The sequence below is a fragment of the Streptococcus oralis genome (assembly GCF_023109155.1).
Classification (GTDB): Bacteria; Bacillota; Bacilli; order Lactobacillales; family Streptococcaceae; genus Streptococcus; species Streptococcus oralis_BZ.
This window is the reverse complement of the sequence record NZ_JALDUA010000002.1, coordinates 470,534-487,724: the sequence shown is the minus strand read 5'-3', so window position 1 is coordinate 487,724 and position 17,191 is coordinate 470,534. Positions and strand designations below refer to the sequence as shown.

At 40.7% G+C, this 17,191-nt stretch carries 11 protein-coding genes; 9 read left to right on the top strand and 2 right to left on the bottom strand.

Annotated features, from left to right (window positions below; all coding sequences use genetic code 11):
- Nucleotides 1-313 precede the first annotated feature (313 nt).
- Nucleotides 314-3,676: a Cna B-type domain-containing protein gene (locus M1F63_RS06380; protein WP_247940994.1), complete on the top strand. Its 3,363-nt coding sequence runs from the start codon at nucleotides 314-316 to the stop codon at nucleotides 3,674-3,676.
- A 206-nt stretch (nucleotides 3,677-3,882) separates the two neighbouring features.
- On the top strand, nucleotides 3,883-4,623 hold the full coding sequence (locus M1F63_RS06375) for a class I SAM-dependent methyltransferase (RefSeq protein WP_049549785.1): 741 nt from the start codon (nucleotides 3,883-3,885) through the stop codon (nucleotides 4,621-4,623).
- A gap of 81 nt (nucleotides 4,624-4,704) precedes the next feature.
- Here M1F63_RS06375 and M1F63_RS06370 read toward each other — a convergent pair whose 3' ends face one another.
- Nucleotides 4,705-5,064, bottom strand: a complete 360-nt coding sequence (locus M1F63_RS06370; RefSeq protein ID WP_227946099.1) for a DUF3397 domain-containing protein — start codon at nucleotides 5,062-5,064, stop codon at nucleotides 4,705-4,707.
- Nucleotides 5,065-5,155: 91 nt separating this feature from the next.
- Between M1F63_RS06370 and mnmL the strand changes: the two genes are divergently transcribed.
- From mnmL to M1F63_RS06345, 5 genes are read left to right on the top strand one after another with little or no spacing between them, the layout of a single operon-like run.
- Entirely contained in the window at nucleotides 5,156-6,112 is a 957-nt protein-coding gene (mnmL, locus tag M1F63_RS06365; protein ID WP_000867026.1) for a tRNA modification radical SAM protein MnmL/YtqA, read from the top strand.
- Nucleotides 6,096-6,653, top strand: coding sequence for a tRNA 5-(aminomethyl)-2-thiouridylate-methyltransferase MnmM (mnmM, locus tag M1F63_RS06360; RefSeq protein ID WP_247940993.1), 558 nt, complete (start codon nucleotides 6,096-6,098; stop codon nucleotides 6,651-6,653). The genes mnmL and mnmM overlap by 17 nt, the downstream gene beginning before the upstream one ends.
- Complete coding sequence (locus M1F63_RS06355) at nucleotides 6,646-6,900, top strand: hypothetical protein (RefSeq protein WP_000361094.1); 255 nt, start codon at nucleotides 6,646-6,648, stop codon at nucleotides 6,898-6,900. Before mnmM ends, M1F63_RS06355 begins: the two co-directional genes overlap by 8 nt.
- Before the next feature lie 11 nt (nucleotides 6,901-6,911).
- The gene (locus M1F63_RS06350) at nucleotides 6,912-8,966 is read left to right on the top strand and encodes a cation:proton antiporter (RefSeq protein WP_247940992.1); all 2,055 of its coding nucleotides are present in this window, start codon (nucleotides 6,912-6,914) and stop codon (nucleotides 8,964-8,966) included.
- A gap of 29 nt (nucleotides 8,967-8,995) precedes the next feature.
- Nucleotides 8,996-9,856 carry a YihY/virulence factor BrkB family protein gene (locus M1F63_RS06345; protein ID WP_000759517.1) on the top strand — a complete coding sequence of 287 codons (861 nt, stop codon included), beginning with the start codon at nucleotides 8,996-8,998 and terminating at the stop codon, nucleotides 9,854-9,856.
- A 39-nt stretch (nucleotides 9,857-9,895) separates the two neighbouring features.
- Here the strand turns inward: M1F63_RS06345 and queA are convergent, their stop codons facing one another.
- Complete coding sequence (gene queA, locus M1F63_RS06340) at nucleotides 9,896-10,924, bottom strand: tRNA preQ1(34) S-adenosylmethionine ribosyltransferase-isomerase QueA (protein ID WP_247941008.1); 1,029 nt, start codon at nucleotides 10,922-10,924, stop codon at nucleotides 9,896-9,898.
- Nucleotides 10,925-11,071: 147 nt separating this feature from the next.
- On the opposite strand from queA, the gene M1F63_RS06335 reads away from it, so the two are divergent.
- Both M1F63_RS06335 and M1F63_RS06330 read left to right on the top strand, forming a co-directional pair.
- Nucleotides 11,072-11,779 carry a glucosamine-6-phosphate deaminase gene (locus M1F63_RS06335; protein WP_247940991.1) on the top strand — a complete coding sequence of 236 codons (708 nt, stop codon included), beginning with the start codon at nucleotides 11,072-11,074 and terminating at the stop codon, nucleotides 11,777-11,779.
- Nucleotides 11,780-12,082: 303 nt separating this feature from the next.
- Nucleotides 12,083-17,191: CshA/CshB family fibrillar adhesin-related protein (locus M1F63_RS06330; protein WP_247940990.1), on the top strand; the 5,109-nt coding region annotated here is incomplete at its 3' end.

The following is a 17,191-nucleotide window of genomic DNA, read 5'->3' as shown; positions in this document are numbered from 1 at the left end:
AGCTTTATGTTGATAAAATAAAAATATAAGTTAAAATTTTACACAGTGTCAATATTTTGTAAAGAGTAATAACCTTATATTATTACAAAAAAAGTTAATTTTGTTTTATAATAAAATTAAAGGAGGTTTCTATATTAAAAACAGAACCAATATGATAAATAATTGCAATTGCATACTGTAAGAACGTCTGTAAATGTGATGTAGTTTCATCAATGCGCCTCATCCATTTTAATGAATTTGAAAGGAGATGTTGTTGAGTTTTGACAATCATAGTTGGTCGTTTTATGTTTTCGGTTATTTAGAAAGGAAGAAAATGAAGAACAAGAAATTTTGGTTATCCATCCTAACTTCTCTGGCCTGTTTGCTAGGGATGATCTTTGCTCCAAATTCAGTTCAAGCAAAGGAACTGAAGAACGTTATCAGTAATATTGGAATTTGGGAAGTTGATAATGGTAAATTTATAAGTCCGGATGAAAATGGAATTTATAACCTTTCTCCAGAGCACCATGACTACTCAAACTATAAGTTCTCAGTGGATTATGATTTGAGTGCCTATGATGGCAAATTGGAGGACGGTGACACCTTTACATTTACAGTCCCAAGTCCGTTAACCGTGAGAAATGAGAGTTTTGACTTAAATGACAATGAACCAGATCTTGTTATCGGGGAAACTCAAATTGTATCAAATGGGGATAATAATGGTGGTAAGGTAACTATTACATTAAAGAATCTGAAAGCTTACCTTGAGAAAAAAGGTGGCTATCAAGTACAAAATGTCAAAGGGACATTCTTTGTTGGTTTTAGTTCTAAAAATGAACTAAGCAATGAGACGCTTCGATTTGATAAAACGGAAACTATAAATGAAATTACACACCAGATTAAGGTAAAAAGAGGCGAAGCATCTGATTATTCTGAAGGTATTGGACGTGCGAATTTCAGTAAGTATCATGGTCTGATTTACAAAGAGGATTGGACATCTAGTGCTCTAAATAAGAGTGGGCAATATTTACACAGTTGGTATGTTCGAGCTAATCCGAAACAAGCTGCCTATAACAAAATTGAAATTCATGACTGGGTTGACCCTAATGCCTCACCGATGCAGATGATTCCAGAAACATTTAAAGTTACGGCAGGTTGGTACGATAAATCTTATTACTTTAAAGATGAGGTAGTCTTAGAAGCTGGTAAAGATTACCAAGTTAGTTGGAATGAGTCATATACCGATTTTACTTTAACAATTAACAATGCTTCTTCAATTGTTGCTAAGAACGGGAAACCTGCAGCATTTCGAATTAATTATAAAACAAGTGCTCCAGCTGATGGAACAAAAGTTCAGAATAATGCTGAAATGAAGGGTGATGACCAGATTCTTACATATGACGACTATAGTAATAAGACAGTCGTTAAGCAAATCGGAAACTCAGTCGTTGCATCTGGTGGTACAATTCAGTTAGAAACTGGTTACCGTATCATTCTTTACAAGGTCGACGAGCTGACTCATGACCGTCTAAAAGGAGCAAAATTCAAGATTACTCCTCCAGCAGGAGCTACGGCTAAAGAGGAAATTGTAACGACAAATGATGACGGAATTGCTGAGTCATCTATTTACTCAGAGAGTGATATCAAGAAGGGGAACTTTACGGTAACCGAGATTGAGGCTCCTGAGGGATATGAGTTGAATCCTACTCCATTTGAGATGACTGTTGGACAAGATGGAGCTATCAAAACAGTTACAAATAAACGTAGCAAAGCTAAAGCAAAGATCAAAGCTAATAAAAAACTTACAGGACGTGAGTTAAAGGCTGAAGAGTTTGAATTCACTTTAACAGACCAAGATGGTAAGGTGAAAGAAACTGTGAAGAATGACAAAGACGGAAACATTGCTTTCTCAGAATTGGAATTTGACAAAGCAGGAACTTATACCTTTAAAATTGCTGAAAAAGCTGGCAGTGATACAAACATCAAGTACGACACTAAAACTGTCACGGCTACAGTTACTGTAGTAGATAAGGGCAAAGGTGCACTTGAAGCAACTGTTTCTTACGATGATGAAAAAGCTTTCGAGAATACTTATACTCCAGCAAAAACTCAAGTTTCTGTTAAGAAAGTATGGAAGGACGAGAACAACCAAGATGGTAAACGCCCATCTTCTGTCACAGTTAAATTGCTTGCAGACGGTCAAGATACTGGTAAGACACTTGAGCTCAATGCCGCAAATGGTTGGGCTGGAAGCTTCAAAGACCTTGATGCTGATAAAGGCGGCACACCTATCCAGTACACGGTAGTAGAAGTAACTGTTGCTGGTTACACTTCTGAAATTACTGGTGATGCTGCATCTGGATTCACCATCACAAATAGCTATTCACCAGAAACAGTTGATGTAAAAGCAACTAAGAACTGGGATGACGCAAACAACCAAGACGGTAAACGTCCAACTAAGATTACAATCAATCTTTTAGCAGATGGTCAGAAACATGATTCGAAAGAAGTTCAAGCAGCCGCAGATGGAACTTGGACTGTCGAATTCACGAAATTAGCAAAATATAAAGATGGCAAAGAAATCAAATACACTGTAACAGAAGAAGCCGTAGCCGAATACGAATCAACTATTACAGACTTTACCATCACAAACAAATATGCTCCTAAAGAAATTGACTACAAGGTAACAAAAGTATGGAACGACTCGAACAACCAAGACGGCAAACGTCCTGAGTCCGTAACGGTTCAACTTTACAAAAAAGTAGGAGATGCTGATCCAGTAGCCGTTGAAGGTAAGAAATTAACCTTGACAGCTAAGGATAAGACAGACGCTAACACTTGGGTAGCATCATTCACAAATCTTCCACAATACGAAGCTGGTAAAGAAATTACTTACTCTATCGATGAAGTAGATGTACCAGCTGGCTATAAAGCCTCTGTAACTGGTCAAGTGGTGACTAACACTCATGACGTAGAAACAGTAGTTCTTTCAGGAACTAAGGTGTGGAAAGATAACAACAACCAAGACGGTAAACGTACAACATCTGTGAAAGTTCAAATTCTTAACGGCGACAAGGTTGTTCAAGAAATTGAAGTTTCAGAAAAAACTGGCTGGAAGTTCGAATCTAAAAAACTTCCTAAGTATGAGAATGGTAAGGAAATCAAGTACACTGTCAAAGAAACTGCTATGACAGAATACAAAGCAACCATCACTACAGACAAGGATGGTAAGTACACCATTACCAACGAACATACTCCAGAAAAAACAGCTGTAAAAGGTCATAAAATCTGGAAAGATGAAGATAACAAAGATGGCATCCGTCCAGCATCTATCACCGTAAAACTTCTTGCAGATGGTAAGGAAACTGGTCAGACAGCTACAGTGTCAGAAACAAGTGGCTGGACTTATGAGTTTACAGGTCTTGATCGTTATCAAGAAGGTAAGGAGATTGCCTACACTGTTGAAGAAGTGAATGTTCCAGATGGTTATACTGCTTCAGTAGAAGGTTACAACATTACAAATACGCACACTCCTGAAAAACCAACACCTGGCAAACCAAATGAACCAGGTAAGCCTAAAAAAGGTGGGGAATTGCCTAATACAGGAAGCGAGTCTAACCAAGTGGCTCTAGTAGCTGGAATCGCCCTACTTGGATTGGGAACAGGATTCTTGGCAAGACGCAAAAAAGAAGATTAAGTTTTTTAAACGGTATCTTTCACGAAATTTTGCAACACAGTTTAAAAGTAGAAACAAGTGTCAATGGAAATTGGCACTTGTTTTTTTGTAACGGACCCTGGTTCTACTACCGGATACAAGTGGATAGTTGCCACTTACTGAAAAGCTATTGTTTTCGCTACGAAATCCTCTATAATAGGTGACAAATAAAAAAGGAGATGTTGCATATGATTGAAACAAGATTACAAGATAAATTGAAGTCAGGTTTGGAGGTGGAAAATTTTCAAAAAGATGGGACTATCTATCTGTCTCTTAATCCAGATTATTTATCTGGAGATAATGCTAAATACATGACCATGTACAACCGTATGGCTCGCTGGTATGATATGAGTGAGAAATGGATAGGACCACTTCTCCACGGCAAGGCAATTGATAAGTTGAGAAAGGATCTGATGGAGGAAATAGAATGGAAGGATAATTTATCTGTTCTTTATGTCTCTATCGGGACTGGCCAAGACCTCCGTTATATTCCTGAGACAATTGACCTGAAAAGTTTAGACTTTGTAGGGGTAGATATTTCTATCAGTATGCTAAAAAAATGCCAGAAATCTTGCGCTAAAAAGACCAATCTGCAACTTTTCCATGCTTGCGCGGAGGATCTCCCCTTTGCGGATAATAGTTTTGACATTGTCTACCATATTGGCGGAATCAATTTTTTCAATGATAAGGCCAAGGCTATGCAGGAAATGCTACGAGTGGCGAAGCCAGGGACTAAGATTTTAATTGCAGATGAGACGGCTGACTATGTGGATCAGCAATATAAGAAAAATCATTTTAGTAAGGATTATTTTAAAGACGCTACTGTTGATTTGAGTGAAATTGAGAATGCTGTTCCAAGTGAAGTTAAGGAAAAGGAAATGAAACTTCTTTGGGATGAAAAATTCTACGCCTTAACATTTAGGAAATAAGAAAAAGTATCTTGGTAGAGCTTAGAAAGTAAGTATGAAGATAAAAACATTCCCTTAGACAGCTGTCTGAGGGAATGTTTTTTATGGGAGCATCATCAATTCGACAATCATAGCTATGTAGATAATCAGGGTAAGGAGAAAACCGGCTCTCCAGAAGAATTTGATGAATTTAGGGTAATAAAAACTTCGTTTTTTGACAAGGAAAAAGACTACAAGGAGGATTGCTAGGAGTGAAAGTGCGACTCCAAGTCGCGGTAGAAAGTTGTGGGTAAAGGCTTTAGCAGTAATTAGGTAGTACTCAAATACCAAAAGTGGAAAAGCTAGATCCGCGAAATTAAATCCTATTCTCCTAAGTCCGAAAAGCTTGGTGACAATAAAGCAAACCACCAAGGTTAATATCAATAATAAAATAGATGCTATTTTCATTAAAATCATACCCATATTGTATCATAAAAAAACGCTAAAGGAAATGAGAAACAAGGGAATTTGTTGGAAAGTCAGGCTTTTGAGATTGTAGGTGTTTTTTGTTATAATGAAAGTTATGAAATCTTATAATACCTTGAATGATTATTATCGAAAACTTTTTGGAGAGAAGACTTTCAAAGTTCCTATCGATGCGGGATTTGACTGTCCAAATCGGGATGGAACTGTAGCCCATGGTGGTTGTACTTTTTGTACGGTTTCAGGTTCTGGAGATGCCATCGTGGCACCGGATGCCCCTATCCGTGAGCAATTTTATAAGGAAATTGACTTTATGCACCGCAAGTGGCCAGATGTTCAGAAGTATCTGGTTTATTTTCAAAATTTTACCAACACCCATGAAAAGGTGGAAGTGATTCGGGAGCGATATGAGCAGGCTATCAACGAACCTGGTGTAGTGGGAATCAATATCGGAACACGCCCGGATTGCTTACCTGATGAAACAATCGAATATTTGGCTGAGTTATCGGAACGCATGCATGTGACGGTTGAATTGGGCTTACAGACTACTTTTGAAGCAACCTCTGACTTGATCAACCGTGCTCATTCTTATGAATTGTATGTTGAAACAGTAAAACGCTTGAGAAAGTATCCCAAGATTGAAATTGTTTCCCATCTGATTAACGGCCTGCCTGGCGAAACCCATGAGATGATGATTGAAAATGTCCGTCGCTGTGTCACGGATAACGATATTCAAGGAATTAAACTGCACTTGCTTCACCTCATGACCAATACACGGATGCAGCGAGATTACCACGAAGGTCGTTTGCAACTGATGAGTCAGGACGAGTATGTCAAGGTCATTTGTGACCAGTTGGAAATCATTCCCAAGCATATCGTCATCCATCGAATTACAGGAGATGCACCGAGAGATATGCTGATTGGTCCTATGTGGAGCCTCAATAAATGGGAAGTGCTAAATGCTATTGAAACTGAGATGCGCCGTCGTGGAAGTGTGCAAGGATGCAAGGCTGTAAAACAGGAGTTTAAAAATGAAAAGACCACTTGAGATGGCGCATGATTTTTTAGCGGAAGTTGTGACAAAAGAGGATATCGTAGTGGATGCGACCATGGGCAATGGCCATGATACCCTTTTTCTAGCCAAGTTAGCCAAGCAAGTCTATGCCTTTGATATCCAGGAGCAGGCTTTGGAGAAAACCCAAGAGCGTTTGGATCAGGCTGGAATGACAAATGCCCAGTTAATCTTGCAAGGTCATGAGAAACTGGACCAATTTGTGACAGAAGCTAAGGCAGGGATTTTTAATCTGGGTTATCTGCCTTCTGCTGACAAATCCGTCATCACACAACCTCAGACTACTATCGAAGCATTAGAAAAGCTGTGTCATTTGCTTGTCAAAGGAGGACGGATTGCTATCATGATCTACTATGGTCATGAAGGAGGAGATACTGAGAGGGATGCTGTATTGGAGTTTGTTAGCCAGTTGAACCAACAAGAGTATACAGCTGCCATTTATCGGACTCTCAACCAAGTTAATAATCCACCGTTTTTAGTTATGATTGAAAAATTAGAAAGGTATAGACATGGATAAACAATACCTTCGTGAGAAGCTTGAGGCAATGCGCCAAAATTTTGTTGAGTCAACGCATCACGAGCGAGCAGTCGGGGTGCTTGATGAAGCACATATGAGCAAGAAAATGCTTAAAATCAAGAAAAAATTAGTGGCTCTTGAAATGGAACGATGCCAGAAAAAAATTGAGCACAAAGACTGTTCTAAGATTGATCAGAAAATCCAAGAGCAAAAGGAGATTTTTGAATCTTGTTGTAAAAAAGATTAAGGAGGAATTGTGTGGAATTACTCATTTACTTGATTCTATTTTTATTTGTCTTAATCATTTCAACTACGACCAATAAACTTCTCCCTTTTTTGCCCCTTCCTCTTGTGCAAATCCTTTTGGGGATTGGGATTGGCTTATTTGTTCCCGATGCGGACTTTCATCTCAATACAGAGCTGTTTCTGGCCATGGTTATTGGTCCCTTACTTTTCCGGGAGGCAGAAGAAGCGGATATTACGTCCATTTTGAAACATTGGCGGATTGTCGTCTTTCTGATTTTTCCTGTGATTTTTATCTCAACCTTAAGCTTGGGGGGCATGGCTCACTTCCTTTGGATGACTCTTCCTTTGGCTGCCTGTTTAGCAGTTGGAGCGGCACTTGGGCCAACAGATTTGGTTGCCTTCGCATCTCTTTCTGAACGTTTTCGTTTTCCCAAACGGGTTTCTAATATTCTAAAAGGGGAAGGACTCTTAAATGACGCTTCTGGTTTGGTTGCCTTTCAGATGGCTCTTGCTGCTTGGACAACAGGAACGTTTTCTTTCAGCCAAGCTGGAACTTCCCTAGCACTTTCTATACTTGGTGGTTTTGTAGTCGGTTTTGTGACGGCTATGGTCAATCGTTTTTTGCATAGCTTTTTACTGAGTGTACGAGCGATAGATATAGCCAGTGAACTATTGCTAGAGCTAAGTTTGCCGCTCATGACCTTTTTCATCGCAGAAGAGTTTCATGTTTCAGGGATTATCGCAGTAGTGGTTGCAGGTATTTTGAAGGCCAGTCGCTTTAAGAAAATTACGCTCCTTGAGGCTCAGGTAGACACCGTGACGGAGACCGTCTGGCACACCGTGACCTTTATGCTAAATGGATCAGTCTTTGTTCTCTTGGGAATGGAATTAGAATTGATTGCAGAGCCAATTTTGTCTAATTCTCTCTACAATCCCCTTCTTTTACTGCTTTCAGTTGTCGTTCTGACCTTCTTGCTTTTTGCGATCCGCTTTGTCATGATTGCTGGTTTTTACTTTGTGAGGACGCGTCGACTTAAGAAAAAAATTCATAAGTACATGAAAGATATGCTTCTTTTGACCTTCTCTGGTGTCAAAGGGACAGTATCTATCGCGACTATTCTCCTCATACCAAGTCATTTGGAGCAGGAGTATCCTCTGTTGCTCTTTCTCGTAGCAGGCGTTACACTATTAAGCTTTCTAACAGGTTTACTGGTCCTCCCTCGCTTATCTGAGGAACAAGAGGAAAGCAAGGACCATTTGATGCATATTGCGATTTTGAATGATGTAGCTGCAGAATTAGAAAAAGAGCTGGACCATCACAAGAACAAACTTCCTCTTTATGCAGCTATTGATAATTATCATGGTCGAATTGAAAACCTCATCCTTAGTCTGGAAAATAAGAGAGTCCAAGAGGACTGGGAGTCCCTAAAGCTTCTTATCTTGAGTATTGAGAGTGACGGTTTGGAGCAAGCCTATGAAGAAAATAGAGTCAGTGAGCGTGGCTATCGAGTTTACCAACGTTACCTAAAAAACATGGAGCAGAGTATCAATCGGAATTTCGCTTCTAGAGTGACTTATTACTTCCTAGTTTCCTTACGGATACTGCGCTTTCTACTCCATGAAATGTTTACCTTTGGCAAAACTTTCCGTAGTTGGATGAATGAAGAATCTCGTAAACTACTAGCAGTTGACTATGATCAAATTTCAGAGTTGTATTTGGAAAATACAGAGCTGATTATCGAGAGTTTGGAAAACCTCAAAGGGGTTTACAAGAGTTCTCTGATTAGCTTTATGCAAGAGTCTCGTCTACGCGAGACGGCCATTATCGGAAGTGGTGCTTTTGTTGAGCGGGTTATCAATCGCATCAAGCCAAACAATATCGAAGAAATGCTGCGAGGCTACTATCTCGAACGTAAGGCAATCTTTGAATACGAAGAAGCTAAACTGATAACAGCCAAGTATGCCAAAAAACTACGCCAAAATGTGAATAATTTAGAGAATTATTCTCTGAAAGAGGCTGCAAATACCTTGCCTTATGATATGCTAGATTTAATCAGAAGAACTTAGATGATGAAGAAAATGACGGAGGATGGAACATGAAAAAGTGGTGGAAAGAGCTGATGGACAGGCCCTTATTGAAAGCTTTTTTGCATTATTATCAAGCATCTGATAGCGAGTTGACCAGTGTTGCGGTTGCCTACTATTGGTTGATTTCAATCTTTCCTTTGCTAATGATAATGGTCAATATTTTGCCTTATTTTCAGATTCCGGTCTCAAATTTCTTACTGACGATCAAGGAATTTTTGCCTGATACGGTGTATGATGTGGTCGCCAAGATTGTCCGAGAAGTTCTGACTCAACCATCGACTGGTTTGCTGAGTTTTGCTGTTTTATCTGCCCTCTGGACTTTTTCGAAATCAATGGATTTCCTCCAAAAAGCCTTTAACAAAGCCTATGGAGTGACCAAGAGTCGAGGCATTATCTCCCATCAGTTGATGAGTCTACTTGTTAGTTTTGGCTTGCAGATCCTTTTTGCCTTTGCCTTGTTTTTGAGTATGTTTGGTCGTATGTTGCTTAACCTCCTCAAAACTTACTGGCAATCAGACAGTCCGCTATTTTCTTACCTGCAAGACTTTACAGGCCCTCTGGTCTATGCCTTGATCTTTGCCATTCTAGTCATGATTTATTACTTCCTTCCAAAAGTAAAAGCACCACGAATCCGCTATGTTTTACCAGGAAGTGTCTTTGTCTTGCTAACTCTTATCTTTTTATTGAATATCTTTTCTGTCTACGTCAATAGTTATGTTAATCATCTGGTTGATGTCCGATTTTTCAGTTCCATTATCGTGGTAGTCATGATGTTCTGGTTTATTCTCATTGCAAAGATTTTGATTATCGGAGCAGTTATCAATGCCAGTGTTCAGAGTTTGAAAGATCCAAAGTTTGGTATAGAATAATTAGAAAAATCCCTATTAGGTTTCCTAATAGGGATTTTCTTAATAGATAAACATGGCATCTCCAAAACTGAAGAAGCGGTAGTGTTTTTGGATGGCATGGTGATAGGCATCTAGGACTAAGTCACGACCAGCAAAGGCAGAAACTAGCATAACAAGAGTTGACTTGGGAAGGTGGAAGTTGGTTGAAAAAGCATCCACAACCTTCCAGTCGTAGCCTGGTTTGATAAAGATATTGGTCCAGCCAGAATCTGCTTGGATTTGCCCATTAAACTTGGAACCGATGGTTTCCAGTGTGCGGATCGAAGTGGTTCCGACAGCGATGACGCGACCTCCCTTTTCCTTGACAGAGCGAAGGGTGGCAGCTGCTTCCTCAGAAAGTTGGTAGAATTCTGAGTGCATTTCGTGTTCATCCAGATTGTCAACAGAGACAGGTCTAAAGGTTCCGAGTCCGACGTGAAGAGTGAGATAGACTAGATGAACACCCTTGGATTGGATTTCTGCTAGCAGTTCTTTAGTAAAGTGGAGACCAGCAGTCGGTGCTGCAGCAGAACCACTTTCTTTAGCGTAGACCGTTTGATAGCGTTCACGGTCCTCCAGTTTTTCATGGATATAAGGCGGTAATGGCATTTCACCTAGACTTTCCAAAACTTCTAGGAAAATTCCTTGGTATTCAAAGCGGACAATGCGGCCCCCGTGGGTCAATTCTTCCGTAACGACAGCGCTGAGGCGACCATCTCCAAAACTGACGCGAGTACCGACCTTGAGGCGTTTGGCAGGTTTAGCGAGGACTTCCCACTCATCACCACTAGTATTTTTGAGCAGGAGAAGCTCCACATGACCTCCGGTCTCCTCTTTTTGACCATAGAGGCGGGCAGGGAGAACGCGAGTGTCGTTCATGACAAGGGCATCACCAGGTTCCAGCATGTCGATAATGGAGTGGAAGTGTTTATCCTGCATTTCTCCCGTTTCACGATTAACGATAAGGAGTTTAGACGCATCACGTTTTTCAAGTGGCGTTTGGGCAATCAATTCCTCAGGTAAGTGGAAATCAAAATCAGCTGTATTCATTTTTTTCATCATTCTTTCTAACTTCTAATCTTATCCATTATAACACGTTTCAAGTTTGGACGCTCTATTTTTGGAAAATAAATCGTTTTCACTTGACAAAAATTGGTCTATACCATATAATAAATATAGAAATATGGAGGATATAAAATGAAAGTTATTAAAGTTGAAAACCAAATCGAAGGTGGAAAAGTAGCTTTTGAGATTTTGAAGGAAAAATTGGCCAATGGTGCTCAAACATTAGGACTTGCGACAGGAAGCAGCCCGCTTGAGTTTTACAAGGAAATCGTTGAGAGTGACCTTGATTTTTCAAATCTAACCAGTGTGAACCTTGATGAGTATGTAGGGCTTGATGGGGACAATCCACAATCTTACCGTTACTTCATGCAGGAAAACTTGTTCAACCAAAAACCATTTAAAGAAAGCTTCTTGCCACGTGGTGTTAAGGACAATGCTGAAGAAGAAGTAGAACGCTATAATCAAATTTTGGCTGACCATCCAGTTGATTTGCAAATCTTGGGAATTGGTCGCAATGGACATATCGGCTTTAACGAGCCAGGAACTCCATTTGACAGTCAAACCCATCTAGTAGAACTTGATCAATCTACCATCGAAGCCAATGCACGTTTCTTTGACAAGATTGAAGATGTTCCAACTCAAGCCATTTCAATGGGAATTAAAAACATCTTGGATGCCAAGTCAATTATTCTCTTTGCTTACGGTGAGTCGAAAGCAGAAGCCATTGCTGGAACAGTGTCTGGTCCAGTGACTGAAAGTCTACCAGCAAGTAGCCTACAAAACCACCCTGATGTGACGATTATCGCTGATGCAGAAGCGCTCAGCTTACTTGAAAAATAAAAATTACACGAACCACTTGCTCTTTGGAGTGAGTGGTTTTTTGATGCTTTATAAATAGCAGGAATTTTTTTATTATATTCTATGAAAGGTTAATTTAGTTTGTAAAATAATTTATTTGAAATATAAAACATTAGTATAAATATTCCTAAAAACAAACATAAAGAGCGCTTAATATAATGATATTTAAAACTTTGCTCATTTAGCTCACTTAATAGAAAAAAAGTTATTATTCTAGGATAATTTAGTAGCTAAATCATTAAAAATAATGTATAATATCTTAAAAAATAATTTTAGGAGATTCTAATGGGAAAAGAATTATTTAATCCACACCTTCGTAAGTTTTCTATTCGGAAACTAAACGTGGGTGTTTGCTCTGTGCTCTTGTCTACCTTGGTTCTATTGGGAGTGACGTCTCAGGTTAGCGCTGATGAAACAAGTGCTTCTGGTGTCCAAAATGAGATTTCGCGAACGGATATTGCTGAACCATCAGCAACTTCTACAGCACCAGCAAATTCTGAAACATCACCAAAACCTGCAACTACTGTAGTTGCTTCAGATACTGAGGTTCCTCAATCCGCTGAGAATAGTAAACCTGCAAACTCAGCTTCAGAATCTATTGAGAAACCAAAGAATGAACAGCCAGTTGTTACTGAAACACCTCAACCTTCTGTTGAGAAGCCGGTTGCTCCTACAGAAATGAAGCCTGCAGAAAGTGCCAATTCAGCTCCAACTGAAGCTAGCTCAGAAGCTGTAAGTGCTTCAAGAGCTACAGAACAACCAGTAGCGACTAGGGAGGCTACGCAACCTACACGTTCTCGCCGAGCACGTCGAGATGCTACACCTACTGGTTTACGTGATGGAGATCCTAACAACACAATTGAAAAACCAACTTTAGCAGATTCCGAAAAGAAACGCCCTGCGGATCTAGTTAAGCAAATTAACTGGTTAGATTTTGGTGATAGTCAGGCATTTAAAGGACTTGATACTGACGGTTCTCTTAAAGTAGGTAGTGTTTATGAGAAGGAAATTTCTCCAGGATATGTCGTTAAATTAACAGTTACGGAACTAAAACCTTTCCACTCAACTGAGATTTATCGTGATCGTGTAGCAGGGACTTCTTATGAAAATAGTTATGATCCTAATGCTAAAAATACCTGGTTTAGATATGTGCCTGCAGACTATAATCGCCAAGTTAATGAGGGTGATTCTGCACGACCAAAAATCATTGGTGCTCCTATGAACCAATGGACATCTCTTCGTGAGCAGGGAATTGATACTAATGGACGTAGAACCCAATTGCAGGTTCCTAAGAATGGTGCAAGTTATGGTGTGAAGTTTAAGGTTGAAGCAACATATCTAAACAAGCCTGTTAAGGCCACAGTGGTTATGGCGGATGGAGAAGAAGCAAACCCAGGTGAATATGCTATCTTTACTACAAATGGGAAAGGATGGGAACATTTAGCTGAATGGAAACGTGTGTCACCACAAGGTAAAGTGATTACAGATACCTACGCACCAATGAATCCTAATCGACTTGGTCAGTATATTGGTGATAACGCAACTACTCCAACAATTGACTGGACTAAATTTACAAATCCTGATCAAAGAACGGGTGGTTTAGGTTCACAAGTCTTTGGTCCTAACACTTCGAAGGATCATACAGTCCCAATTGTGATGACTCGTGAAGCATCAGAGGTAGGTATTTATATCGCATCTTCTGGTCAGCAAGCTGCTATGATTGGTTTCATGGTTGTAGATACTGGGGATGCGCCTGAAAGCTATGGAAATGCAGTTCACACTATTTCTGGTTACAATGCTGCTACGGGAGCACAAAATCCACAACCATATCTTGGTCGGAAGCCTGCGGATATTGATACAACTTCAGGCAACGATTGGACTCACGATGATAGTACAGATCATGCTGATGAAGGGATTGATCAGCTTTTACCATCAGACTTAGTTGGTAAGACTCATGAGTTATTCCAAGCAGATCGTCTTCGTGATGGGGATTATTCGCTTCGTTTCCATGCTTCAGCTAATGGAAATGAAAAAGCCTATGTTCGAGCTTGGATTGATTTTAACAATAACGGGAAATTTGACGAGAACGAAGCCAGTGAGTTTACTGAAGTCACTTCTGAAGGAGACTACACAGTTACTTTCAGAAATCATGCTCCAATGAATGACGACTCAGTCAAGAAGTTAGGGATGCGTGTTCGTATTGCCTTGAATCAAGGTGATATCGAGAAGCCTACCGGTACAGCCTTCAGTGGTGAAGTTGAAGACTTACAAGTCAACCTTACATACCCACCAAAGGGTGAAAAGAAGGAAACCAAGGGCTTACGCGATCAACAACAACAAGCAAGCCTACACTTCACATCTCGTGGTTATTCTAAAGAAGACGAGAATGCTAGAACAACGATTGATACTAATAAGGCACCTGTTGTTTTAGATAATAATGGACGTGAATTAACAGCAGATGCAGAAGGTTGGTATACAACAGCAGAAGGCCGATACAAAGTGACGCCAAATGGTGATAATGTTGATGTTGTTTTTGTTCCAAATGCTGGATACGTAGGGACTACGTCAGGTATTAACATCCGTCGCTTTGATAGCAACGGTGCAAGCACTGAATGGTCAGCGAAAAACAATTCAGAACCAGTCATCAACCAACCTCTAAATTCTATGGATGCTCGTTATGTTCCTACAGTAGTTGATTACACTGAACATCGTTCAACTGATGCTCAAGGTTTAGCGCAAGTAAAAGACATCTCATTTACAGATGGTAATCCAGCCAACACACCGGTTCAACCATCTGCAAGTAATCCTGCTACTTTCTTAGATGGAAATGGAGATCCTATCTCAGGAACTAGTATTCCTGCAACATCAGGTGGGAAAGAGGTTGGTACCTTCAACTTAGATCCAACTACAGGTCGAGTAACCTTTACCCCAAATAAATCATTTGTAGGAACTGTTGATCCGATTAAATTAAAAGTAAATGATGCAAGTGGTAATGATCACTTTGCAACTTATCAACCAACTGTTACCCGAGTTGTTCCAACATCTCAAAACGCAAGTTCTGAAGGTATCCAAGGCGCTGAACAATCTGGTAACTTGATTTTCACTCCAGGTGATAACCGTGTTCCAATTGATGAATCAATTGCACCAACCTTTGACAACGGTCAGTCAACGAAAGAGGTTCCTGGTGTTGGAACTTATAAGGTGGATAGTACAGGCCGCGTTACTTTCCAACCAGTTCCTGGATACTCTGGACGTCCAACTGCAGAAACCGTTAAGCGTGTAGATAAGAACGGAACAGAAGTAACAGCTACTTACCAAGCAGATGTTAAGGCTGCAACTCCAACAGGGCAAGGAGCAGAAACTACTGGACTCCAAGGTCAAAAGCAAGATAGCCACCTCACCTTTACCCCTGGTCAAGCAACTATCAATGGTCAAAATGAGACTGTGCCATTTGCACCAGAAGGTCCACAATTTGTGGTTAATGGACAAGTTCAACAAGGTAACAGCTTACCAGTACATGATGCTAGTGGTAAACTTCAAGGAACCTATACTGTTCAACCGAATGGGGATATTAGCTTCCAACCAGCACCTGATTTCTATGGTACACCAACTCCTGCAACTCTTCGTGTGACAGATAAGAATGGTTCTACTGCCGAAGCAGTTTATCAACCTACGGTGACTAAAGTCACTCCAACAAGTACAAATGATACATCAACTGGTCTGCAAGGACAGCCACAAAGCGGTAAGCCAACCTTTACAGCAGGCGATCCAGCAGTTCCACTAGATGATACGAAACCAATGACTTTCGAAGATGGTCAGTCAACGAAGACCGTTCCGGGTGTAGGTGAATACAGCATCAATTCTGATGGTTCTATCACCTTTACTCCAGAAAAACAATACGTTGGAACTCCAGCTCCAGTAACAGTGAAACGTGTAGATAAGAACGGTACAGAAGTTACTGCGACTTATACTCCAACAGTGACTAAGGTAACCCCAACTTCAACAGACGCCACTTCAAATGGTATCCAAGGTCAACCGCAAAAAGGTACCCCAACCTTCACAGAAGGTAATCCATTGGTTCCACTTGATGATACGAAACCAATGACTTTCGAAGATGGACAGTCAACGAAAACAGTTCCAGGTGTAGGTGAATACAGCATCAATCCAGATGGCTCTATCACCTTTACTCCAGAAAAACAATATGTTGGCACACCAACTCCAGTCACAGTCAAACGTGTAGATAAGAACGGCACCCCAGTTACTGCGACCTATACTCCAACAGTGACTAAGGTAACCCCAACCAGCACTAACGCAACCAGCACGGGTCCTCAGGGTGTTCCACAAACGGGCACTCCAAGCTTCCAAGGTGGTGATCCACTGGTTCCAATCGATGAAACAGTCGAGCCAACTTTCGAAGATGGAAGCAAAGAGAAATCTATTCCAGGCCAAGGAACTTACACGATTGCACCAGACGGAACTGTAACCTTCACCCCAGACAAGCAGTTTGTTGGAAACCCAGATCCAGTTACAGTGAAACGTGTTGATAAGAATGGCACTCCAGTTACTGCGACTTACAGCCCAGAGTTTACTAAGGTAACTCCGACTGGTTCAGGTGATAAGACAGAGGGTCTGCAAGGTCAGGTCCAAGAAGGTAAAGTGACCTTCACTCCAGGCCATGACTCAGTTCCATTCCCAGCTGATTCAACTCCACTATTTGACAATGGTACAACTGTGAAAGAAGTGCCAAATGTTGGTAAGTTCGAAGTGGATGCAGACGGTAAGGTGACCTTCACTCCTGATAAACAGTTCAAGGGTGAAACACCAGAGCTTGAATTGACTCGTGTGGATGCCAACGGAACTCCTGTTACTGTCAAGTACCAAGCGGTAGTGAAAGAAGTAACACCAACAGGAACTGGTGCAACAAGTACAGGTCCTCAAGGACTTCCACAAACTGGTACTCCAAGCTTCCAAGGCGGCGATCCACTGGTTCCAATTGATGAAACAGTAGAGCCAACCTTCGAAGATGGAAGCAAAGAGAAATCTATTCCAGGCCAAGGAACTTATACGATTGCGCCGGATGGTACAGTGACCTTCACACCAGACAAGCAGTTTGTTGGAAACCCAGATCCAGTTACAGTCAAACGTGTAGATAAGAACGGCACCCCAGTCACTGCGACTTACAGTCCAGAGTTTACTAAGGTGACCCCAACAGGAACCGGTGCAACAAGTACAGGTCCTCAAGGACTTCCACAAACAGGTACTCCAAGCTTCCAAGGTGGCGACCCACTTGTTCCAATTGATGAAACAGTAGAGCCAGCCTTCGAAGATGGAAGCAAAGAGAAATCTATTCCAGGTCAAGGAACTTACACGATTGCACCAGACGGAACTGTAACT

Excerpts from the sequence above, each read along its gene's own strand:
- M1F63_RS06380 (WP_247940994.1), top strand. The coding sequence starts at position 314 with ATGAAGAACAAGAAATTTTGGTTATCCATCCTAACTTCTCTGGCCTGT.
- M1F63_RS06375 (WP_049549785.1), top strand. The coding sequence starts at position 3,883 with ATGATTGAAACAAGATTACAAGATAAATTGAAGTCAGGTTTGGAGGTG.
- M1F63_RS06370 (WP_227946099.1), bottom strand. The coding sequence starts at position 5,064 with ATGGGTATGATTTTAATGAAAATAGCATCTATTTTATTATTGATATTA.
- mnmL (WP_000867026.1), top strand. The coding sequence starts at position 5,156 with ATGAAAGTTATGAAATCTTATAATACCTTGAATGATTATTATCGAAAA.
- mnmM (WP_247940993.1), top strand. The coding sequence starts at position 6,096 with ATGAAAAGACCACTTGAGATGGCGCATGATTTTTTAGCGGAAGTTGTG.
- M1F63_RS06355 (WP_000361094.1), top strand. The coding sequence starts at position 6,646 with ATGGATAAACAATACCTTCGTGAGAAGCTTGAGGCAATGCGCCAAAAT.
- M1F63_RS06345 (WP_000759517.1), top strand. The coding sequence starts at position 8,996 with ATGAAAAAGTGGTGGAAAGAGCTGATGGACAGGCCCTTATTGAAAGCT.
- queA (WP_247941008.1), bottom strand. The coding sequence starts at position 10,924 with ATGAATACAGCTGATTTTGATTTCCACTTACCTGAGGAATTGATTGCC.
- M1F63_RS06335 (WP_247940991.1), top strand. The coding sequence starts at position 11,072 with ATGAAAGTTATTAAAGTTGAAAACCAAATCGAAGGTGGAAAAGTAGCT.